At 57.5% G+C, this 17,515-nt stretch carries 16 protein-coding genes; 3 read left to right on the forward strand and 13 right to left on the reverse strand.

Features of this window, described 5'->3' with window-relative positions:
- Window positions 1–6 precede the first annotated feature (6 nt).
- From QP868_RS03640 to QP868_RS03665, 6 genes are read right to left on the reverse strand one after another with little or no spacing between them, the layout of a single operon-like run.
- Window positions 7–1,287 carry a deoxyguanosinetriphosphate triphosphohydrolase gene (locus tag QP868_RS03640; RefSeq protein WP_284925273.1) on the reverse strand — a complete coding sequence of 427 codons (1,281 nt, stop codon included), beginning with the start codon at window positions 1,285–1,287 and terminating at the stop codon, window positions 7–9.
- Window positions 1,288–2,463 (reverse strand): tRNA dihydrouridine synthase DusB, encoded by a 1,176-nt coding sequence (gene dusB / locus QP868_RS03645; RefSeq protein WP_284925274.1) that lies wholly within the window; start codon window positions 2,461–2,463, stop codon window positions 1,288–1,290.
- 42 nt (window positions 2,464–2,505) lie between these two features.
- Window positions 2,506–3,114, reverse strand: coding sequence for a response regulator transcription factor (locus QP868_RS03650; protein ID WP_284925275.1), 609 nt, complete (start codon window positions 3,112–3,114; stop codon window positions 2,506–2,508).
- Window positions 3,111–4,169 carry a sensor histidine kinase gene (locus QP868_RS03655; protein WP_284925276.1) on the reverse strand — a complete coding sequence of 353 codons (1,059 nt, stop codon included), beginning with the start codon at window positions 4,167–4,169 and terminating at the stop codon, window positions 3,111–3,113. The genes QP868_RS03650 and QP868_RS03655 overlap by 4 nt, the downstream gene beginning before the upstream one ends.
- Before the next feature lie 10 nt (window positions 4,170–4,179).
- Entirely contained in the window at window positions 4,180–4,959 is a 780-nt protein-coding gene (locus QP868_RS03660) for an ABC transporter permease (protein ID WP_284925277.1), read from the reverse strand.
- The gene (locus QP868_RS03665; RefSeq protein WP_284925278.1) at window positions 4,956–5,888 is read right to left on the reverse strand and encodes an ABC transporter ATP-binding protein; all 933 of its coding nucleotides are present in this window, start codon (window positions 5,886–5,888) and stop codon (window positions 4,956–4,958) included. The genes QP868_RS03660 and QP868_RS03665 overlap by 4 nt, the downstream gene beginning before the upstream one ends.
- A gap of 89 nt (window positions 5,889–5,977) precedes the next feature.
- On the opposite strand from QP868_RS03665, the gene QP868_RS03670 reads away from it, so the two are divergent.
- Complete coding sequence (locus tag QP868_RS03670; protein WP_284925279.1) at window positions 5,978–7,327, forward strand: L-lactate permease; 1,350 nt, start codon at window positions 5,978–5,980, stop codon at window positions 7,325–7,327.
- Between the two features lie 4 nt (window positions 7,328–7,331).
- On the opposite strand, the gene QP868_RS03675 is transcribed toward QP868_RS03670, so the two are convergent.
- The 6 genes from QP868_RS03675 to QP868_RS03700 form a co-directional block, all read right to left on the reverse strand.
- Window positions 7,332–8,162, reverse strand: coding sequence for an amino acid ABC transporter permease (locus tag QP868_RS03675; protein ID WP_284925280.1), 831 nt, complete (start codon window positions 8,160–8,162; stop codon window positions 7,332–7,334).
- Window positions 8,159–8,821: an amino acid ABC transporter permease gene (locus QP868_RS03680; RefSeq protein WP_284925281.1), complete on the reverse strand. Its 663-nt coding sequence runs from the start codon at window positions 8,819–8,821 to the stop codon at window positions 8,159–8,161. The genes QP868_RS03675 and QP868_RS03680 overlap by 4 nt, the downstream gene beginning before the upstream one ends.
- Before the next feature lie 54 nt (window positions 8,822–8,875).
- Window positions 8,876–9,763 carry a glutamate ABC transporter substrate-binding protein gene (locus tag QP868_RS03685; protein ID WP_284925282.1) on the reverse strand — a complete coding sequence of 296 codons (888 nt, stop codon included), beginning with the start codon at window positions 9,761–9,763 and terminating at the stop codon, window positions 8,876–8,878.
- A gap of 10 nt (window positions 9,764–9,773) precedes the next feature.
- On the reverse strand, window positions 9,774–10,526 hold the full coding sequence (locus tag QP868_RS03690; RefSeq protein ID WP_284925283.1) for an amino acid ABC transporter ATP-binding protein: 753 nt from the start codon (window positions 10,524–10,526) through the stop codon (window positions 9,774–9,776).
- A gap of 93 nt (window positions 10,527–10,619) precedes the next feature.
- Window positions 10,620–11,738, reverse strand: coding sequence for a YibE/F family protein (locus QP868_RS03695; RefSeq protein ID WP_284925284.1), 1,119 nt, complete (start codon window positions 11,736–11,738; stop codon window positions 10,620–10,622).
- 14 nt (window positions 11,739–11,752) lie between these two features.
- Window positions 11,753–13,129, reverse strand: a complete 1,377-nt coding sequence (locus QP868_RS03700; RefSeq protein WP_284925285.1) for a glycine--tRNA ligase — start codon at window positions 13,127–13,129, stop codon at window positions 11,753–11,755.
- A 236-nt stretch (window positions 13,130–13,365) separates the two neighbouring features.
- On the opposite strand from QP868_RS03700, the gene QP868_RS03705 reads away from it, so the two are divergent.
- Window positions 13,366–15,132, forward strand: a complete 1,767-nt coding sequence (locus tag QP868_RS03705; RefSeq protein WP_284925286.1) for a DEAD/DEAH box helicase — start codon at window positions 13,366–13,368, stop codon at window positions 15,130–15,132.
- A gap of 12 nt (window positions 15,133–15,144) precedes the next feature.
- A complete protein-coding gene (locus QP868_RS03710; protein WP_284925287.1) occupies window positions 15,145–16,326 on the forward strand; it encodes an ABC transporter ATP-binding protein in 1,182 nt (393 codons plus the stop codon).
- On the opposite strand, the gene QP868_RS03715 is transcribed toward QP868_RS03710, so the two are convergent.
- Window positions 16,307–17,515, reverse strand: coding sequence for a DNA-methyltransferase (locus tag QP868_RS03715; RefSeq protein ID WP_284925288.1), 1,209 nt, complete (start codon window positions 17,513–17,515; stop codon window positions 16,307–16,309). The two genes, QP868_RS03710 and QP868_RS03715, sit on opposite strands and share 20 nt — an antisense overlap.

Raw genomic sequence — 17,515 nt, forward strand, 5'->3', positions numbered from 1 at the left:
CACTGCCTACAACAGAGTTGCGGTGTTGGCTTGCATCTTGTGGTATTCCGCCCATGCTGAGTGGTCGGTGAGCGAGGCCACTTGGTCAACGACGATGCGCACTTGTGCACTGTCGTCTTCCGCGTCACGGTAGTCGCACCAGAACAGGGTGTCCATGGACTCAGGGTGGGTCATGTAGTAGTCGCACAGATCGCGAAGCACCCCGGCTTGGATACGTTGTAGGCGCACGCGGTCTTCGGCCACCATGACCGTCACGGTAGCGAGTCCCTTGAGAACCGCGATCTCATGACGCGTGGTAACCGGAACGACGACGTTGCCCGCATACCGGGTCAGGGGTTCCCACCCGTATTCTTCACGCGTGGCCGCTTCGGTTGCCGAGGTGAACCGTCCGATGAGCTGGCTTGTCATGTGCTTGAGTGCTGCCTGTGCCCGGCGCGATCCGTCGTAGGGTTCCTTGGGCCAGTACTTGGCGGCTTGCAGGCGGTCGAATGCCGCCACGATGTCGTCGTCGCGCGCGCCTGGCATGTACCACGACCGGGTCACGTCAATGAGCCCTGCGAGCGCCTCGTCATGTGTGTACGCGAACAGGTTCAAGTGGCCGGAGTTCACGGCGTCTTCGACGTCGTGAACGCAGTAGGAGATGTCGTCGGACACGTCCATGATCTGGGCTTCGATACACCTGGTTCCACTGTCCCGGCCGTCGCGTACAAAGTCGTAGACGTCGCGGTCGTCGTCGTACACGCCAAATTTTCGAATCGACCCTGACGCGCTTTTCGGTGTGGGGGCTTCTGCCCGGCTCCACGGGTATTTGATACAGGCGTCCAGGGTTGCGCGCGTGAGGTTGAGGCCAGCAGACCTGCCGTCTTCCAGCAGAACCTTCGGTTCCAGACGGCTTAAGACACGCAGCGTTTGCGCGTTCCCTTCAAACCCGCCAATGTCTTTGGTCACCTCGTCGAGGACGGTTTCGCCGTTGTGCCCAAAGGGAGGGTGCCCGAGGTCGTGGCTCAGGCACGCTGTTTCTACAATGTCCGGGTCCGCACCTAGGTAGCGGCCCAGTTCGCGTCCTACCTGGGCCACTTCGAGTGAGTGGGTGAGGCGGTTACGGACGAAGTCGTCAGTTCCGGGTGAGACGACCTGGGTTTTTGCGGCCAAGCGGCGCAGTCCCGAGGAGTGCAGGACACGACCTCGGTCGCGTTGGAAAGCTGAACGGCGCGGGTTCTTTGCGGCTTCTTCGACCCACCGTTCCCGGTCGGTGTCGCTGTATTCGCCTGTCTGACTTACCAACACTTATCCGCCTGACACGTCGAGTTCAGCAAGGGACAGTTCTTCGCGCAGATCTTCGCTGAAGGTACGCGATGACAGCCACCCGTCGGGAAGGTGCGGACGCTTCGCCCGGGTGGTGCGACCTCGGGACCCTTCTGCCGCTTCACCGGGGTACGGTGCGGTGTGGTCGAGTTCGTCTAGCAGTGCGCGCAGTTCTTCCAGCAAGGACACGTGTGCAAGGCGCTTGCGGAGGTCTCCGCCCACGGGGTAGCCCTTGAAGTACCAGGCGATGTGTTTGCGCAGGTCACGCACGCCGTAGAATTCGTCGTCATAGTATTCGGCCAGGTACACGCCGTGGGTGTACACGGTTTGGGCGACTTCGCCTAGGTTGGGGCGAATGCGTTCATCGGATCCGTTCAAAGCCGCCTGCAGATCACCGAACAGCCACGGGCGGCCCTGACAACCTCGGCCGATCACGACTCCGTCGCAACCGGTTTTTGCCATCATGGCTTGGGCGTCCTCGGCGCTGAAAATGTCACCGTTGCCCAGCACAGGTACGGCGTCGCCGATCGTGTCTTTGAGCCGGGCGATCGCGTCCCAGTCGGCGGTTCCGGAATAGAGGTCGGCGGTCGTGCGACCGTGCAGGGTCATGGCTGCGACTCCGGCACGGGCTGCGATCTGGCCGGCGTCAAGGTAGGTCAAGTGGTCCGCGTCGATGCCCTTGCGCATTTTCACGGTCACGGGAATGTCGCCGGCTTCGCGGACTGCGGTGGTGACGATTGCGGTGAAAAGGTCGATCTTCCATGGAAGTGCCGATCCCCCGCCTTTGCGGGTCACTTTGGGCACCGGACAGCCGAAGTTGAGGTCAATGTGGTCGGCCCGGTCTTCTTCGACCAGCATCCGTACCGCCTGCCCTACGGTTACCGGGTCCACTCCGTAGAGTTGAACCGACCGAGGTGTTTCATAGGGTTCGTGGTGGATGATCCGCATGCTTTTGGGGCTGCGTTCGACCAGTGCGCGGGTGGTCACCATTTCGGTGACGTAGAGGCCAGCACCGTATTCGCGGCACAGACGGCGGAAGGCCGTGTTGGTGATTCCAGCCATGGGCGCCAACACAACCGGGGAGTCCAATTCAATGGGACCGATTGAGAGCGCGGTCGGGGTGGCAGGCACATTGGGTCGTTCGATTACAGCAGTCACCCTTCTATTGTCTCGTGGTAGTCAAATTGGGTGAAGCTGAACTCACAACCACCCGCGTTTGGCGGCTTCTATTGCTGCCGATGAGCGGTTGTCTACCCCGAGCTTGCTGATGGCAGATGACAAGTGATTGCGGACTGTCCCTTCGGATAGGAACAGTGAGTCTGCGATTGTACGGACGCTGGCACCGGTGTGGGCAACTGCAAGGACTTCGCGTTCGCGTTCCGTCAGCGGTGACGGGCCCAAAGAGATCGACTCGATTGCTAAAGCGGGGTCGACTGCCTGTTCGCCACGGTAAATCTTCCGGACGGCCTCAGCAAGCTCTTCCGCAGGGGCGTCTTTCACGACAAAGCCTTTCGCACCAGCAGCAAGTGCCCGTTGCAGATACCCGGGTCGACCAAATGTGGTGACAATGAGAACCTTGGTATCGCTTCCCTTGTTGCACAGTTCGCGTGTCGCCTCGATTCCGTTGAGGCCCGGCATTTCGATGTCGAAAAGCGCCACGTCGACATCGTTGTTGAGGCACATGTCAACGGCGTCGGTTCCCGATGCTGCTTCGCCCACAACGGTGATATCTGGTTCCAGCCCGAGGAGTGCCGAAAGGGCACCCCTGACAAGCGCCTGATCGTCTGCGATAGCAATGTTGATGGTCATGCAAACTCCACACGTAGCTCGGTTCCGCCACCTGAGTCACTCAACGTCACGGTTCCACCTGCTTCTTCTACTCGGCGACGTAGCCCAGTGAGGCCGTGTCCCTCACAGCTTCCTTCTAGGCCGTTTCCGTTATCCGTCACGGTGACCCCATTTTCATCAAATGCGAGTGTGCATGATGTCGCGCCGGCGTGACGGATGATGTTGGTGCTGGCTTCTCGTACGGCCCATGCCACGACCGCTCGGCGTTCCGGATCCCACGCCGCCCAGTCCCCGTGGCGAGCAATGTGAATACCGGCGGCACGCAAGGCAGCTTCTGCTTCATCCACTTGCGTCGCCAAATCTGGTGTACGCAAACGTCCAACGGTCGTTCGCACATCTTCAAGCGCACGCTGGTTCAGGGTCATGAGTTCCCTCAGTTCAGCTTCGCATCGCGCCGGGTCAGTGCGCACAGTTTTCAGGGCAAGCTGGGATTTCAACGACACGACAGTGAGCGTGTGTCCTAGCATGTCGTGTACGTCGCGTGAAATCGCTTCGCGTTCTTTTACAAGGTCGAGCTCTTTCTTCATCTTCTGTTCGGCAAGCTCACGAACCTCAATGAACTTCACCAATGTTAAACACAGGATCACGAGAGCGGGTCCCGCTACGGGCATAAGGAAAGTCTGTGGACTAAAAATCAGAGGCACTGCAACCGTGAGAAGAAGAGTCACAGCTGACCAACCCAGAGCGGCAACGAACGACAGTCCGAAGACTCCCAGGGACGCAAAGTACGGAGCAAAGGACGTTACCGCCACGCCCAGTGACGGCACCGTTACAAACACCGGAATGAGCAGGAGTCCCGCTGCGACAGCGACGTGTCGTACCTGCAGTGGTTCGTCTCTGTTAAACGGCTTCTGCCCACTCACCGCAATCCAGCAGTAGACCGCACCGAAGAGAACTGTTCCACACGTCCCCAGGATCTTCCACCCGTGTGCTACCGGGTGCAGTGTCCACACGAGCACCAGCGGGATGACCAGAAAAACGAGCCAGATCAACCCGTACATATTCCGCGCGTTCATGCCCTACTTCCTATTTGCGCCCAGTTCCGCGACGAGCGCCTAGGACACAAAGTACCGCGAAAACAATCGACCACGCCACCACGTTGAGAAGGATCTGCCACAGTTCGTACTGAATCACGTCACCTGTAGCCGCATCGAAAGTTTCGCCTTGATCGAGTGGATACGCCGCCAACCGAGTGATGCCCCACACCGGGACAAACACCGACAGTTTGAGCAAGATTCCTGACAAGGGCATAAACGCGTTGCCCAAAAACATCATGACAACAACGAGCCCGCTAGCAGCACTCACTGCCGCTTCACTACGGAACAGCAGTCCAAAGGCTAAGCCATAGAGAGCAAAGGTCACTGCGCCTACAATCAACAGTCCGAACGTCGCTGGCCACACCCACGCGTCCATGCGCGTACCAACGAACAGCCCCGTGACATACACCGCTCCCACCGCGAGGATCGAATACGCGAGTGCAACGACAACTTTGCTTGCAATGAAGCCAGACGTGGGAAATGGAGTAATACCTATTTGCCGACCCCACCCCTGTTGAAGTTCGACTGCCGCTGACCCTGCGAGTCCTGTCGTTGCCGTAATCGCGGCGTAGGCACCCATATTCACCATAATGCTCGCGGTCACATTAGCCCGACCGCTACCGAGTTCATTACTCGAGAAGTCAGCCATAGTTCCGAAAATGACGAACATGAAAACCGGCAAGAAGACTGCAAAGAAAAGCCCCACATACTGTCGTAGATTGCGCTTGAGGTCAATCCAGATATATCCCGTGTTCAGAATCGTACTCATGACTTCTCCTTGGTTGTGAGGTGCGCGAACACGCTGTCGAGGCTGGCAATGTGGATCTCTAGATCGCGTGCTGTGGTTTCGGTGAGCAGATAGCGTGCAACGGAGTCCGCATCGTCACACGTGAGCTCAACGCGGTCTCCGGACCGTTGTACGTCCGTCACCCCTGGTAGCTTGCTGATATCCACATCAGCATCCAGATGCGCGGTGATTGTTTTGCCCCCTAGACGAGCGCGCACCTTACTCGTCGAGCCGTCGGCAATGATCTGCCCGTGTGCCATGAGCACCGTCCGCTGTGCGAAGTCTTCGACTTCCTTCAGGTAGTGCGACGCGAAGATGATGGTGCGTCCTTCGGTAGCTTCTGCGCGCATCGTTTCCCAGAACGCGGTACGAGCGTTGACGTCCATCCCCGTGGTGGGTTCGTCAAGAATCAGCAAACGGGGGTCCGGAAGCAACGCCAAAGCAAAGCGGAGCCTCTGTTGCTCACCGCCAGAACACTTGGACACCCTGCGGTGTACAAGCGATTCAATGCCGGCCCGGCTGATAGCTTCATCGACCCCAATGTGATTCGTATGCGTAGAAGCGATCATCTGTACGGTCTCTTTAACCGTGAGGTCTCCTAAGAGCGCTCCCGTTTGCAGGATTGCTGAAACATACCCTGAACGCACCGCTTCTTTGGGACACACGCCCAGTACGCTCAGCGAACCGCCGTCTGGTTGCGACAGCCCTAACACCATGTCAAGGGTCACGGTTTTCCCTGCCCCGTTGGGGCCTAAAAAGGCCACGATCTCGCCTTTGCCAACGGTGAGTGAGAGGTCATTCACCGCGCGTATCCGCTTACCACCTGAACCGCGGAAGGACTTAACGACGTGTCTGATCTCAAGTGCGGGAGTATCCTTACCACTGCCTGTGAGCGAGCTTTTTTCGTTCATACTTTTATTCTTGAGAACCAAGCGTTTGAGCACATGAGGCAGACATCATGATCTAGCCATGACAAATGTCATGCTGATAGAACAGAGAAGTGAATCCGTTACTCGCGTCTGCGCCTCTCGTGCTTCCGTGCGTGCTGTTGGCGTGCCGACTTTCGCCCACTGTTGCCAGCGTCAGCGCGGTGGGAGCAGCCGTGCTGGTGGTCCTGCTCACCGGCGTTCCCATCGACTGGCCCAGCCTGCCGGAGTATGTGGGCATTACCGCTGAGGTCCTTTTCATCCTTCTCAACGGCATGATCCTGGCCAGACTCATGCAGATCAGTGGCGCGATGCGCTCCATTGGCAACTGGGTCTCAAGCGCCACCCCTGGGATCGGCGCTGGAACCGCGTTCGTGGTGTTTGGGGTGGTGCCGTTCGTCGAATGCGTCACCGGATTTGGAATTGGCGTGACCGTGGGCGTCCCGATCCTGCTAACTTTGGGCCATAAACCCGCCAAAGCAGCGCTGTTTGGCCTTCTGGGTTTGTGCGCAGTTCCGTGGGGCGCATTGGCTCCCGGCACCGCCGTTGCGAGCTCGCTGACCGGTTTCGATTTCACCACCCTGGGAGTCATCTCCGGGTGGTACAACTCGGTGGTGCTCGTCGTCGTTGCGCTTACGGTTGCGTGGGGAACAGGGTTTGTGCGAGCCGCCCTACCCACGTTCGCCTCAGCCGGCTTCCTGTGGGGTTCAATCCTTGTGACAAACATGCTCATTGGAACACCGCTTGCCGGCGTGATCGGCTCCGCATTGCTCATGGGGCTGTCCTTGGTGGTGTACCGCATGGGTGGGGCCCGCATCCCGGCCCCTCCGGTTCGCGAGCTCGTCCCTTATGCGGTGTTAGCAGGCGGACTGTTGTGCGCCAGTGTGGTTGCGATGCTGGTTCCTGCCCTGGAGTGGTTGGCACTACCGCCCGTGTGGTTGGCTGTCGCGTGCGTCGTTGCGTACCGGGTGTTGCCCGGGCAGTCAGGGATGATCGCCGAGGTGCCAGACGCCTTACGCTCATGGGTTCCCATTGGCGTGAGTACCGGTCTGTTCATGATCCTGGGGTGGGTCATGGCGGCCTCCGATATGAGTACCGCGATTGGAGAGGCGTTGAGTCCGGCAGGCGCATGGCCGGGTCCCCTCTTGGGTGCCGTGGGGTCGATCCTGACCGGTTCAAATACCGCGTCAAACGCGATGTTCGCCCCTACCATTGCCACGCTCTCGGCAACTGGAAGCTTAAGCGTTGTCGCCGCGGCGAACGTGGCTGGTTCGTTTATGATTTTGGCGGCCCCACCGCGTGTTCTCATGGCCGTCACGTTGGCTGGCGACCGCGAGTCCTACGGCCGCACGCTCATGCGCGCAATAGCAATCGCCAGCGCTCCCCCACTTGTAGGTGCGGTAGCGCTGGCGATATGGCTGTAGTTCTTTAGTCTTCGCCCTTAGAAGTTCCGGTGGTAGCCGCGGTCTTGCGCTGCATGCGCGATTCGAGCCACCTCGCAATTCCGGCGACGATCAGGTTGATCGCAATGTAGATCACCGCACCCACGATGAACGTAGGGAGCAAGTTACCATACTGGCGACCAATAACGTTGACCTGATGAAGAAGGTCTTGGTACGTCACCATGTAGCCCAGGGCCGAGTCTTTAAGAAGAACCACGATCTGAGCGATCAGCGTGGGCATCATAGCCCTGAACGCCTGTGGCATCAGTACCAGACTCATCGTCTGCGAATCGGACAGCCCGATCGACTGCGCTGCTTCACGCTGCCCCCGGGGCACTGCCAAAATCCCGGCGCGAACGACCTCGGCGATCACCATACCGTTATACAGCGTCAGACCAATCACCACCGGCCAGAACGACCCAATGGTCTTTCCGAACAGCAGGTACGTTGCAAAGATCAACAACAGAACCGGGAGTCCACGGAAGAACTCCAGCACTAAGGTCGCTGGGACCGAGATCCACTTCTTGGATGACAAGCGCAGAAGCGCAAACACGACCCCCAGAATGAGCGCCAGAACAGATGCCACAACTGCGACCTTAAAGGTAGCAAGGAGACCTTTAAAAAGTGCCTTCTGGATCGTCGCGTATGCGAACGGTTCCCATTTGGCGGCGTCGAGCTGGCCGGCAGCAGAGAACTTCCAGATAACAAACGCGACAATTCCAAGGAGCAGAACACCTGAGACGATCGACAGGATCACATTGTTGCGTCTGCCTTTGGGGCCCGGCTCATCGAATAGCACTTGAGTAGACGCGCTCATCGGTGAATCACCCACTTGTTTTCCAGAATCGTGAACACCCGACCAAGAATCAGCGCCAAAATCAGGTACGCCACGGCCGCTCCGGCAATGACCAGAAGCGTGATGTCACCGCGCACCTCGATCGCGTTGCGCATCGCGGAAATGATCTCTCGGTTGTTAAACGCTGATGCGATTGAGGTGTTCTTCAGCATCGCAATAATGACGCTTCCCAATGGCGGAATCACCGTACGAAATGCCTGCGGCATGATGATGTACCGCAAGGTCTGGCCAAAATTCAGACCGATCGCACGGGCTGCTTCTGCCTGCCCTACCGGAATCGTTGAGATACCTGAACGGAGAACTTCTGCGACGAAACAGCTGGTGTACGCGATCAGGGCGACGCACGCGAGCACGAACGAGTTGATTGCTGAATCACGGCTTGCGCGAATGTCTAGAAACGGCAACCCGAACACGCAAAAGAACATGACGAGCGTCAGTGGTGTGTTTCGAACCGTGGTGATGTACACCGAGGCGGCGGCGCGCAACACCGGGGTTGGTGACACCCGCATAGCGGCGAGGATCGAACCCAAAACCAGGCACCCCACCAAAGTGACACCAAACAGTTTGACCGTTCCCCACACACCGCTGAGGAACAGCATCAAAAGATCAGCGAAATCCACGAGGATCCTTCTCAGACTGGTGGTCGCCAGGATTACCCGGCGACCACATCAACATTAGTAGCGGTCAGGTTGAGGCTGCTCAACGCCGCTGGAGTCACCCAGTGTGTATTCGAATGCTTTCTTCCAGTCGCCGCTGTCCTTCGACGCTTCGAGAGCGTCATTCACTGCGTCGCGCAGAGCTTTGTCGTCCTTTGGCAGACCAACTCCGTACGGCTCTTCCGTGAATGGTTCGCCGATCACCTTGAATTCGTCCTCGTACTGAGCGGCGTATCCACGCAGAATCGCGTCGTCAGTGGTGACGGCGTCAACGTTTCCGCTCTGAAGGTCGGTCACACACTTGGAGTATGCGTCGTAGGTAACCAGTTCAGCGTCTTTGTACTTCTCCTGGATGTTCTGTGCAGGGGTCGAACCATCTACCGAGCACACTTTCTTTCCGGCGAGGCTGTCGGGACCCGTAATGTCTGAGTCATTCTTGACCAAAAGGTCCTGACCGGCAACGTAGTACGGACCAGCGAAGTCAACGACTTCCTTACGCTGGTCGTTGATGGTGTATGTTGCCACGATCATGTCGACGTTACCCTGTTGCAGGAACGGTTCGCGGTTAGCCGAAACCGTTTCGACATACTCGATTTCGTCAGCCTTGAATCCCAGGCTTGCGGACACCATCTTGGCGATTTCGATGTCAAAGCCTTCGGGCTCGTCAGCACCTGCGCTGATATTACCCAGACCAGGCTGGTCGTACTTCACGCCCACCTTGATCTTGCCAGCGTCCTTGGCTTTCTTCCAGGTGGGGCTGTCCGACAGGTCAACGTCTTCAGCAACCTTGTATTCAGGAGCTTCGCCGCCAGCACCCTGTTCGCCAGGTGCGCCTTCTTTACCGCAACCGGCAAGAGCGAGAATGCCCACAGCCAAGCCCGCAACGAGTGTCGTTACTTTCTTCATTGGTTTCTCCTCAGTGAGTCAGGATCTTAGACAAAAAGTCTTTTGCACGATCCGATTGGGGGTTGGTAAAAAACTCTTCTGGTTCGGCAACTTCCACAATTTCGCCGTCGGCCATGAACACCACGCGGTTTGCCGCTTTGCGGGCAAAGCCCATTTCGTGGGTGACCACCACCATGGTCATACCTTCTTTAGCCAGGTTGATCATGGTGTCCAGAACCTCGTTGATCATTTCTGGGTCAAGGGCGGAGGTGGGTTCGTCAAACAGCATGAGTTTGGGTTTCATTGCCAGCGAGCGGGCGATCGCCACACGCTGTTGCTGACCACCAGACAGCTGCGCGGGGTACTTTTGAGCTTGGTGATCCACGCCCACACGCTTGAGGAGTTGCATCGCGAGTTCGTCGGCGTCCTTCTGCGACATCTTGCGAACCTTGATGGGGCCCAGCGTAACGTTTTCCAAAATGGTCTTGTGCGCAAAGAGGTTAAATGACTGGAAAACCATTCCCACATCAGACCGCAGGGCTGCAAGCTCAGCACCTTCCTGTGGGAGGTCCTTTCCGTCGATCTTGATAGAACCTTCAGAGATGGTTTCCAAACGGTTAATGGTGCGACACAACGTGGACTTACCTGAACCGGACGGCCCAATCACAACAACAACCTCGCCCCTGTCGACAGTGAGGTTGACATTTTTCAGAGCGTGGAAATCGCCGTAATACTTTTCCACACCTGTAAGCTCCACAAGCGGAGTTGAAGTCTGATCGGTCATAAAGTGAACTCTAATGATTTATTGATCTACGTCACAATTCAGCTCGCCGATCAGTGGCCGATTATCGTAATTTGTAACCGTTTCTTGATCTAACTACGCGTTGTTAGTTGAGCAATGTGCCGCGTCGTCGTCGCTTGAGACGACAAACGCAGCGATGAGGGTCGAAAGCGGAATGGCACATACCAGCCCAATAGATGTCACTAGGGTAAGGACAACATGGGCCGACATTTCACCCAAGGTGAGCTGGGTGAACAGATTGGCTCCACTTGTCAGAGTCACCAAGAGAACCGCAAGTGAGCTACCTGCGAATGCAAAAACCACGGTATAGACAGTCGAGGCGATGTGATCTCTACCGATCCGCATGGCCGAGGTGAAAAGAGATCGCACAGAGGAACCCGGTGCGGTTCGTGCAAGCTCCCACACAGTTGCTACCTGTGTAATAGCGACATCGTTAAGAACACCAATACCGGAGATCAACACACCACAAATCACAATGTCAGATGCTGAAAGTCCGTAGTACGTGTTCAGAATGTACAGTGCGTCCGTATACAGTCCGCCCAAATGTGCCCAGCGCGTCCAGATCACCGCAAGAACTCCGGAAATTGCGACACCTGCCAACGTCCCGATGAGCGCCGCGGTCGTTCTCGCGTTCAAACCATGGGCCAGGTACAGGACAGAAAAAAGAATAGCAGCCGATGATGTCAGGCCCACGCCGATCGCTGAATGACCACTCAGAATCGATGGGAGCATGAACCCAACAATGACCACCATCGCGATACTGAGCCCTATGAGTGCACGGGCACCTCTGAATCCTGCCACCACAAGAATCGCTAAGACGTAGATCGCGCCTAGAACACCCAAGGGAACGCGCCGATCGTAGTCGATGAAAACCACTTCTCCATCGGTGTGCCCATCGACGACACGCAGGGTGTCTGACACCTCGGGAATGGACGCTTCTTGAGGAAGCTTCACCACATTGTCGCCGGCTTTCACCGTCACGCATTCAGGGGTGACCGCTTCCTGGCATTTCCCTGCGTCAACGGCAGTGACCGTGACCGTATAAATATTGCGGTCGTCAGTGCTCTCGACATGGTGCGGCCAGTATACGATCACGCCCACAATTGTCAGCAGCGCGAAAGGAGCGAGCGCTACAAGCATGAGCGCCCACACGTACCGCGACGCGCGGGGCTCATGCTGCGAAGTGACGTGCACGAGTTCTTAGCGCTCTAGCAGCCCAGGCCCTGAGCGAGGTAGTTTTCGACATCGTCGATAGCGATGCGTTCCTGGCTCATGTCGTCGCGCTTACGCACGGTCACCGCGTTGTCATCGAGCGAGTCGAAGTCAAACGTGATGCAGAACGGGGTACCGACTTCGTCCTGGCGGCGGTAGCGGCGACCGATCGCACCTGCGTCGTCGAAGTCGATGTTCCAACGCTTGCGCAGGTTCGCCGCCAAAGCGCGCGCCTGTGGTGACAGTTTTTCGTTGCGTGACAACGGAAGTACCGCAGCCTTCACCGGTGCCAGACGAGGGTCGAGTTTGAGCACGATGCGCTTGTCGGTTCCGCCCTTTGTGTTGGGCGCTTCATCTTCGCAGTATGCGTCGACGAGGAACGCCATCATGGAACGGGTCAGGCCGAACGACGGTTCGATGACATATGGGGTGTACCTGTCTCCTGTCGCCTGGTCGAAGTACTGGAGTTTGGCACCCGAGGCGTCGGTGTGGTTGGACAGGTCGAAGTCCGTGCGGTTTGCCACACCCATGAGCTCTCCCCACGGGTTGCCCTGGAACCCGAACTTGTACTCCAGGTCAATCGTGGCATCCGAATAGTGCGCGCGTTCGGCTGCTGGCACATCGAACTTGCGCATGTTGTCCGGGTTGATCCCCAAGTCCACGAACCAGTTCCAGCACGCGTCGACCCATTCGTCAAAGTACTTTTGCGCGTCGTCTGGGTGGATGAAGTATTCGATCTCCATCTGTTCGAATTCGCGAGTGCGGAAGATGAAGTTTCCGGGAGTAATTTCGTTGCGGAACGCCTTACCCACCTGGCCGATACCGAACGGTGGTTTGCGGCGAGCGGCTGTGACCACGTTGTTGAAGTTCACAAAAATACCCTGGGCTGTTTCCGGGCGCAGGTAGTGGAGACCTTGACCGTCGTCAACGGCACCCAAGAAGGTTTTCATCAGACCCGAGAACTGCTGTGGCTCGGTCCACTTGCCAGGCTGTCCGGTTTCTGGGTCGTTGATGTCGGCCAAACCGTTTTCCGGTTCTTTTCCGTGCTTTGCCACATACGCTTCAATGAGGTGGTCGGCACGGTAGCGCTTGTGCGTGTGCAGGGACTCCACCAACGGGTCTACGAAGGTTTCGACGTGGCCCGATGCTTCCCACACCTGACGCGGAAGAATGATCGACGAGTCCAGCCCCACCATGTCTTCACGACCTCGGACAAATTCTTGCCACCACAGTCGCTTGATGTTTTCTTTCAGTTCCACGCCCAGCGGGCCGTAGTCCCATGCCGAACGAGACCCGCCATAAATGTCACCGGCCTGAAAAACGAAGCCACGTCGTTTGGCCAGGGTGATGACGGAATCTAGTGTCGATGCCACGAATCTCTCCTTTTAGTTAGGTGCAACCGGCTGGCTGCCGGGCCTATGTGCACGTGAGTAAGCGTACCCAAGATCACACCCAGGCTCACACTCGCCCCTGTCCAAGCACGGGTACACTTGAACAGCACCCAAACCATCTCATGGCTCCTCGTGCTTTCGGGTTGCACACGCGAGCCTCGGTAGACCGCCAAACAGTCATCTGCGGTCAAGTGTGTTCAATCAAGAAAGAGATATCCATGGGTAACGCCAACGAACAGGCTTCAAACAACAACGACATTCGTTTTTCCGATTTCGATCTCGACGAACGTGTCGCACGCGCAGTCGCTGAACTAGGATATGAGTCTCCCTCCCCCATTCAGGCCCAAACGATTCCGCTTCTGCTCGACGGTCGCGACGTGATTGGTTTGGCTCAGACGGGAACGGGTAAAACCGCGGCTTTCGCGCTTCCTCTTTTGAGTAGCATTGCCGGGCGGGAACGCCCACGGACCCCGCTGGCGCTCATCCTTGCTCCCACCCGCGAACTCGCAATCCAGGTAGCCGAGGCGCTCACCAGCTATGCCACCCACCTCGGCGACTTCTCTGTTCTCCCTATCTACGGCGGACAGTCCTACACTCCACAGATCTCCGGTCTGAAACGTGGCGCGCACGTGGTCGTGGGAACGCCCGGTCGCGTTATTGACCACATGAAGCGTGGCACGCTTGATTTGAGCCACGTTGAACATTTGGTTCTCGACGAAGCCGACGAAATGCTCAAGATGGGCTTCCAAGAGGACATCGAAGAGATCTTCGCGAAGACTAATCCTGACCGCCAGGTGGCTCTGTTTTCGGCCACCATGCCAGCCTCGATCCACCGGATCACCGGTCAATACCTCAACGACCCTGCCGAAGTTCGCATTCAGGCGAAAACCACGACCAGCGCAAACATTCGCCAGCGGTACCTCACCGTCATGCACTCACACAAGCTCGACGCCCTCACCCGCATTCTCGAGGTGGAAGAGTACGACGGCATCATCATGTTTGTGCGCACCAAACAAGAAACGGAAGAGCTGGCCGATAAACTCAAAGCGCGCGGTTTTTCCGCTGCCGCCATCAACGGTGACATTCCGCAGGTCGTCCGTGAACGCACGGTTGAAGCACTGCGATCCGGGTCCATCGACATTCTGGTCGCCACCGATGTCGCAGCCCGCGGGCTCGACGTCGAGCGCATCAGCTTGGTAGTCAACTTCGACATTCCACACGACACCGAATCGTACGTCCACCGGATTGGCCGCACGGGCCGCGCCGGGCGCACGGGTGAAGCGATCCTGTTTGTGACACCTCGGGAAAACCGCCTTCTTAAGGCCATCGAAAAGGCGACGCGCCAGAAGGTCGAACCCCTGGTGATGCCCACGGTAGAAGAACTCACGGTCACGCGCACGCAGAAGTTCCAAGACCGGATTTCGCACACGCTGAACTCACAGGACCTGTCCGAACTGCGTCCCGTCATCGAGGAATACGTCAACACGCACAACGTCCCTGCTGAAGACGTCGCGGCCGCCCTGGCGAGCCTCGTGTTGGATGGGGCGACACTGACCGCCGAGCCACTTCCGGAACCGCACGTCCGGGCCAGCCGCAACGAACGCGCACGCACGGCCGAAGGCATGACCACCTACCGCCTGGCCGTGGGTAGGATGGACAAGGTGAACCCCGGCGCGATCGTGGGTGCGATCGCCAACGAAGGCGGCATCAGTTCTCAGCAGATCGGCAACATTTCGATCCGGTCGAACCACTCGTTGGTCGACCTTCCGCAAGACCTCGATGCGAGCGTTCTCAAACGTTTGAGCAAGACCAAGGTCGCTGGCCGGCACATCGATATCCGCCCGGACCGAGGTCGTCCCGGCCGCCCGTTCAAGAAGCGCAGCAACGACAAAGGCGCTGGTGAAGGGCGCAAGTTCGGGAAGGACGGGTTCCGCAAGGACCGTCGTAAAGGTGGCGGCTTCGGCGGGAAGAAGTTCAAGAAATAGGAGAATTCGCGCATGAAGAGCCTCGCACGTTTTTGGCCCGATCTTCGTGCGCGAGCAGGCACATACACTTTCGTCTGCGTTCTCACCTTTGTAGTCGTCGCGCTACCCCTGGTGGTGCCGGTGATCACCGGGCGTATCGTTGACGGTCCTGTGGCCCACGGTAATGTGACGGGCCTGTGGGGGCCGGTCGCGTTCTTAATGGTCGTGTCCATCGCCGAGGTCGTTGCCCTGTGGATACGCCATTACGCCGTTGCCGGGATTGTGTCGCAGTGGGAGATCACGTGGCGACATCGACTGTTCGACCATTTGCAATACGTACCAGTGTCGACGCACGACGCATGGGAGTCCGGACAGTTGCTGTCTCGTGCCGTTAACGACATGAGTCAAATGCGCCGGTTCTTTGCGTTCGATCTGCCGTTTTTGGTGTGTTCGCCCTTGGCAATCATCGCCGGAGAAATCATCCTCACAGTCATCAGTCCGTGGTTTGGGCTCATCATGCTCATAGCGGCCGTACCCACCGTGATCGTCGTTGTGGTGTTCGAACGCAAGTACCGGATCACGTCCCGGGCGACGCAGGACGCGCTGGGCGAAGTGACCACCGCTGTAGAAGAGTCCATCCACGGCCTGCGGGTCATCCGGTCGTTTGGTCGTTCCCCATGGATGACGCAACGGTTTAAAGCGCTCGCGCTCACGGTTCGTTCGCGCGAAATCCGCAAAACGAAGCTGGACTCGTGGCTGTTCAGCTTTATCAACGTTGCAACCGCGCTCGCCCAGATCGCGATCGTAGGGTTAGGCACCTGGGGTGTGGTGCAAGGCTGGATCACCGTGGGTCAGGTAGTCGCTGCCGTCACCACCACCATGGTGATGCGCATCCCCATCGAAAGTTTCGGGTTCTTACTGTCGGATTTCCTCATGGCGGTCACCGCAGCCACACGATATTGGGAAGTCATGGACCTCCCCGTCAGCATTGCCGACGTAAAGTACAAGGTACCCGATGCGAAGGATCTGTATCAGATCTATACATACATGCAGTTTGCGCGTCTCAACGAGGCTTATATCATCTCACCTTCCGTTCGAACTGGAGACGTGGTCGAGACGTTCGACGGTCACCGAATCAAATGCCTTGGTTTGGATAGCAGTTATGCGATAGACGTCGACGCACTTGCTTCGACGGTTATCGAAGCTCTGCGGTAAAGAGGGGTTGCTGCACGGTGATTGAAGCCAACACTCGCTCAGCAGTGGCGAGGTATTCTGCGCTTACATCAAAACCGATATAGCTCCTCTCGAGCTTCTTCGCTGCAACGGCGGTAGTTCCAGCACCCATGAATGGATCAAGAACCACATCACCAGGGTCCGTTGAGATCGCGATGCAGCGCCCAGGACGCTGAACCGGGAACTGAGCCCCATGCCCATCTCGGCCAGAAGAGGTTGGCAAGTACCAGAAGTCACTAAGCTTGTCCGACTCAAGCAGCTGTCGCCCACCAAGGTCTGAAGGTAGCTCCAAGTATGCGGCCTTGTTGAACTTGGGGGTTCGTTCCCGAGTGAGATGCAGAATGTACTCAACATTTCTGCTGACTCGCGACTGCTGGGGTTCAGGAGTTGTGGCCTGCTTGCACCACGAGATCGTGCTCTTTACGTAGTAGCCGATTTGGGCAGCACGCTGAGCAATCCGTTGCGGGATCAAACACTGCTCACCATCTTTCAGATACGAGTGTCCGGCGGAATACCGCAAGTACTCGTGATCTTTCCACGATCGACCATCCTTGCCTTGCATCGCATGCAGTGTCTCAACTGCACTACCACGGATTTGAGTGCGAGTGTTGTACGAATCCATGATGTTCCACCACACGGAGCCATCTGCAGCAATTTTCGGAAGCAATGCATGCAAGACCTCGACCGAATGGCGAATAAACCCTTCAGGTGTCTGCTCGAGACCAAACGAGCAGTTCTCGCCATCCGCCCAAAGGCGCTCACCAGGCTCGTCATAGACCCGCATAGCCCAGTACGGCGTTGAGGTGACAACAGTATTCACCGAACCATCTTTCAGTCTTCCAATCAGCTGGAGAGCGTCTCCGACAACGAAGGAGTCCTTTTGAATGACCTCTTGACTCTCGGCAACGAGCACGGCTCCGGTGACGGCTCGACGGAGATATTCAAGAACTCTGCTGCGAGGAACGAACGTCTCGGAGAATGCATCTTGATCTAGAAGTTGCCGAACGTCGGCCTCGGACAAGATTGACTTCCTGCCAAGGGCACGCCTAATGAAGCTGTGAGTCATGCCCACAACGGGGGCAACAAGCTCAATTGGGAACACTAAGTCGGTAGTACTGCTGTCGGGGGAGGCGACCGCCGTTTGAGGCTTGATGGTATATGCCTGCTTCAT

It is taken from the genome of Brevibacterium sp. UMB1308A, assembly GCF_030230605.1.
Classification (GTDB): domain Bacteria; phylum Actinomycetota; class Actinomycetes; order Actinomycetales; family Brevibacteriaceae; genus Brevibacterium.

Bases quoted from the DNA above. Each gene is read 5' to 3' on its own strand.
- QP868_RS03715 (WP_284925288.1), bottom strand. From the start codon at position 17,515: ATGAAGCAGGCATATACCATCAAGCCTCAAACGGCGGTCGCCTCCCCC.
- QP868_RS03665 (WP_284925278.1), bottom strand. From the start codon at position 5,888: ATGAACGAAAAAAGCTCGCTCACAGGCAGTGGTAAGGATACTCCCGCA.
- QP868_RS03685 (WP_284925282.1), bottom strand. From the start codon at position 9,763: ATGAAGAAAGTAACGACACTCGTTGCGGGCTTGGCTGTGGGCATTCTC.
- QP868_RS03710 (WP_284925287.1), top strand. From the start codon at position 15,145: ATGAAGAGCCTCGCACGTTTTTGGCCCGATCTTCGTGCGCGAGCAGGC.
- QP868_RS03675 (WP_284925280.1), bottom strand. From the start codon at position 8,162: ATGAGCGCGTCTACTCAAGTGCTATTCGATGAGCCGGGCCCCAAAGGC.
- QP868_RS03650 (WP_284925275.1), bottom strand. From the start codon at position 3,114: ATGACCATCAACATTGCTATCGCAGACGATCAGGCGCTTGTCAGGGGT.
- QP868_RS03660 (WP_284925277.1), bottom strand. From the start codon at position 4,959: ATGAGTACGATTCTGAACACGGGATATATCTGGATTGACCTCAAGCGC.
- QP868_RS03705 (WP_284925286.1), top strand. From the start codon at position 13,366: ATGGGTAACGCCAACGAACAGGCTTCAAACAACAACGACATTCGTTTT.
- QP868_RS03655 (WP_284925276.1), bottom strand. From the start codon at position 4,169: ATGAACGCGCGGAATATGTACGGGTTGATCTGGCTCGTTTTTCTGGTC.
- QP868_RS03690 (WP_284925283.1), bottom strand. From the start codon at position 10,526: ATGACCGATCAGACTTCAACTCCGCTTGTGGAGCTTACAGGTGTGGAA.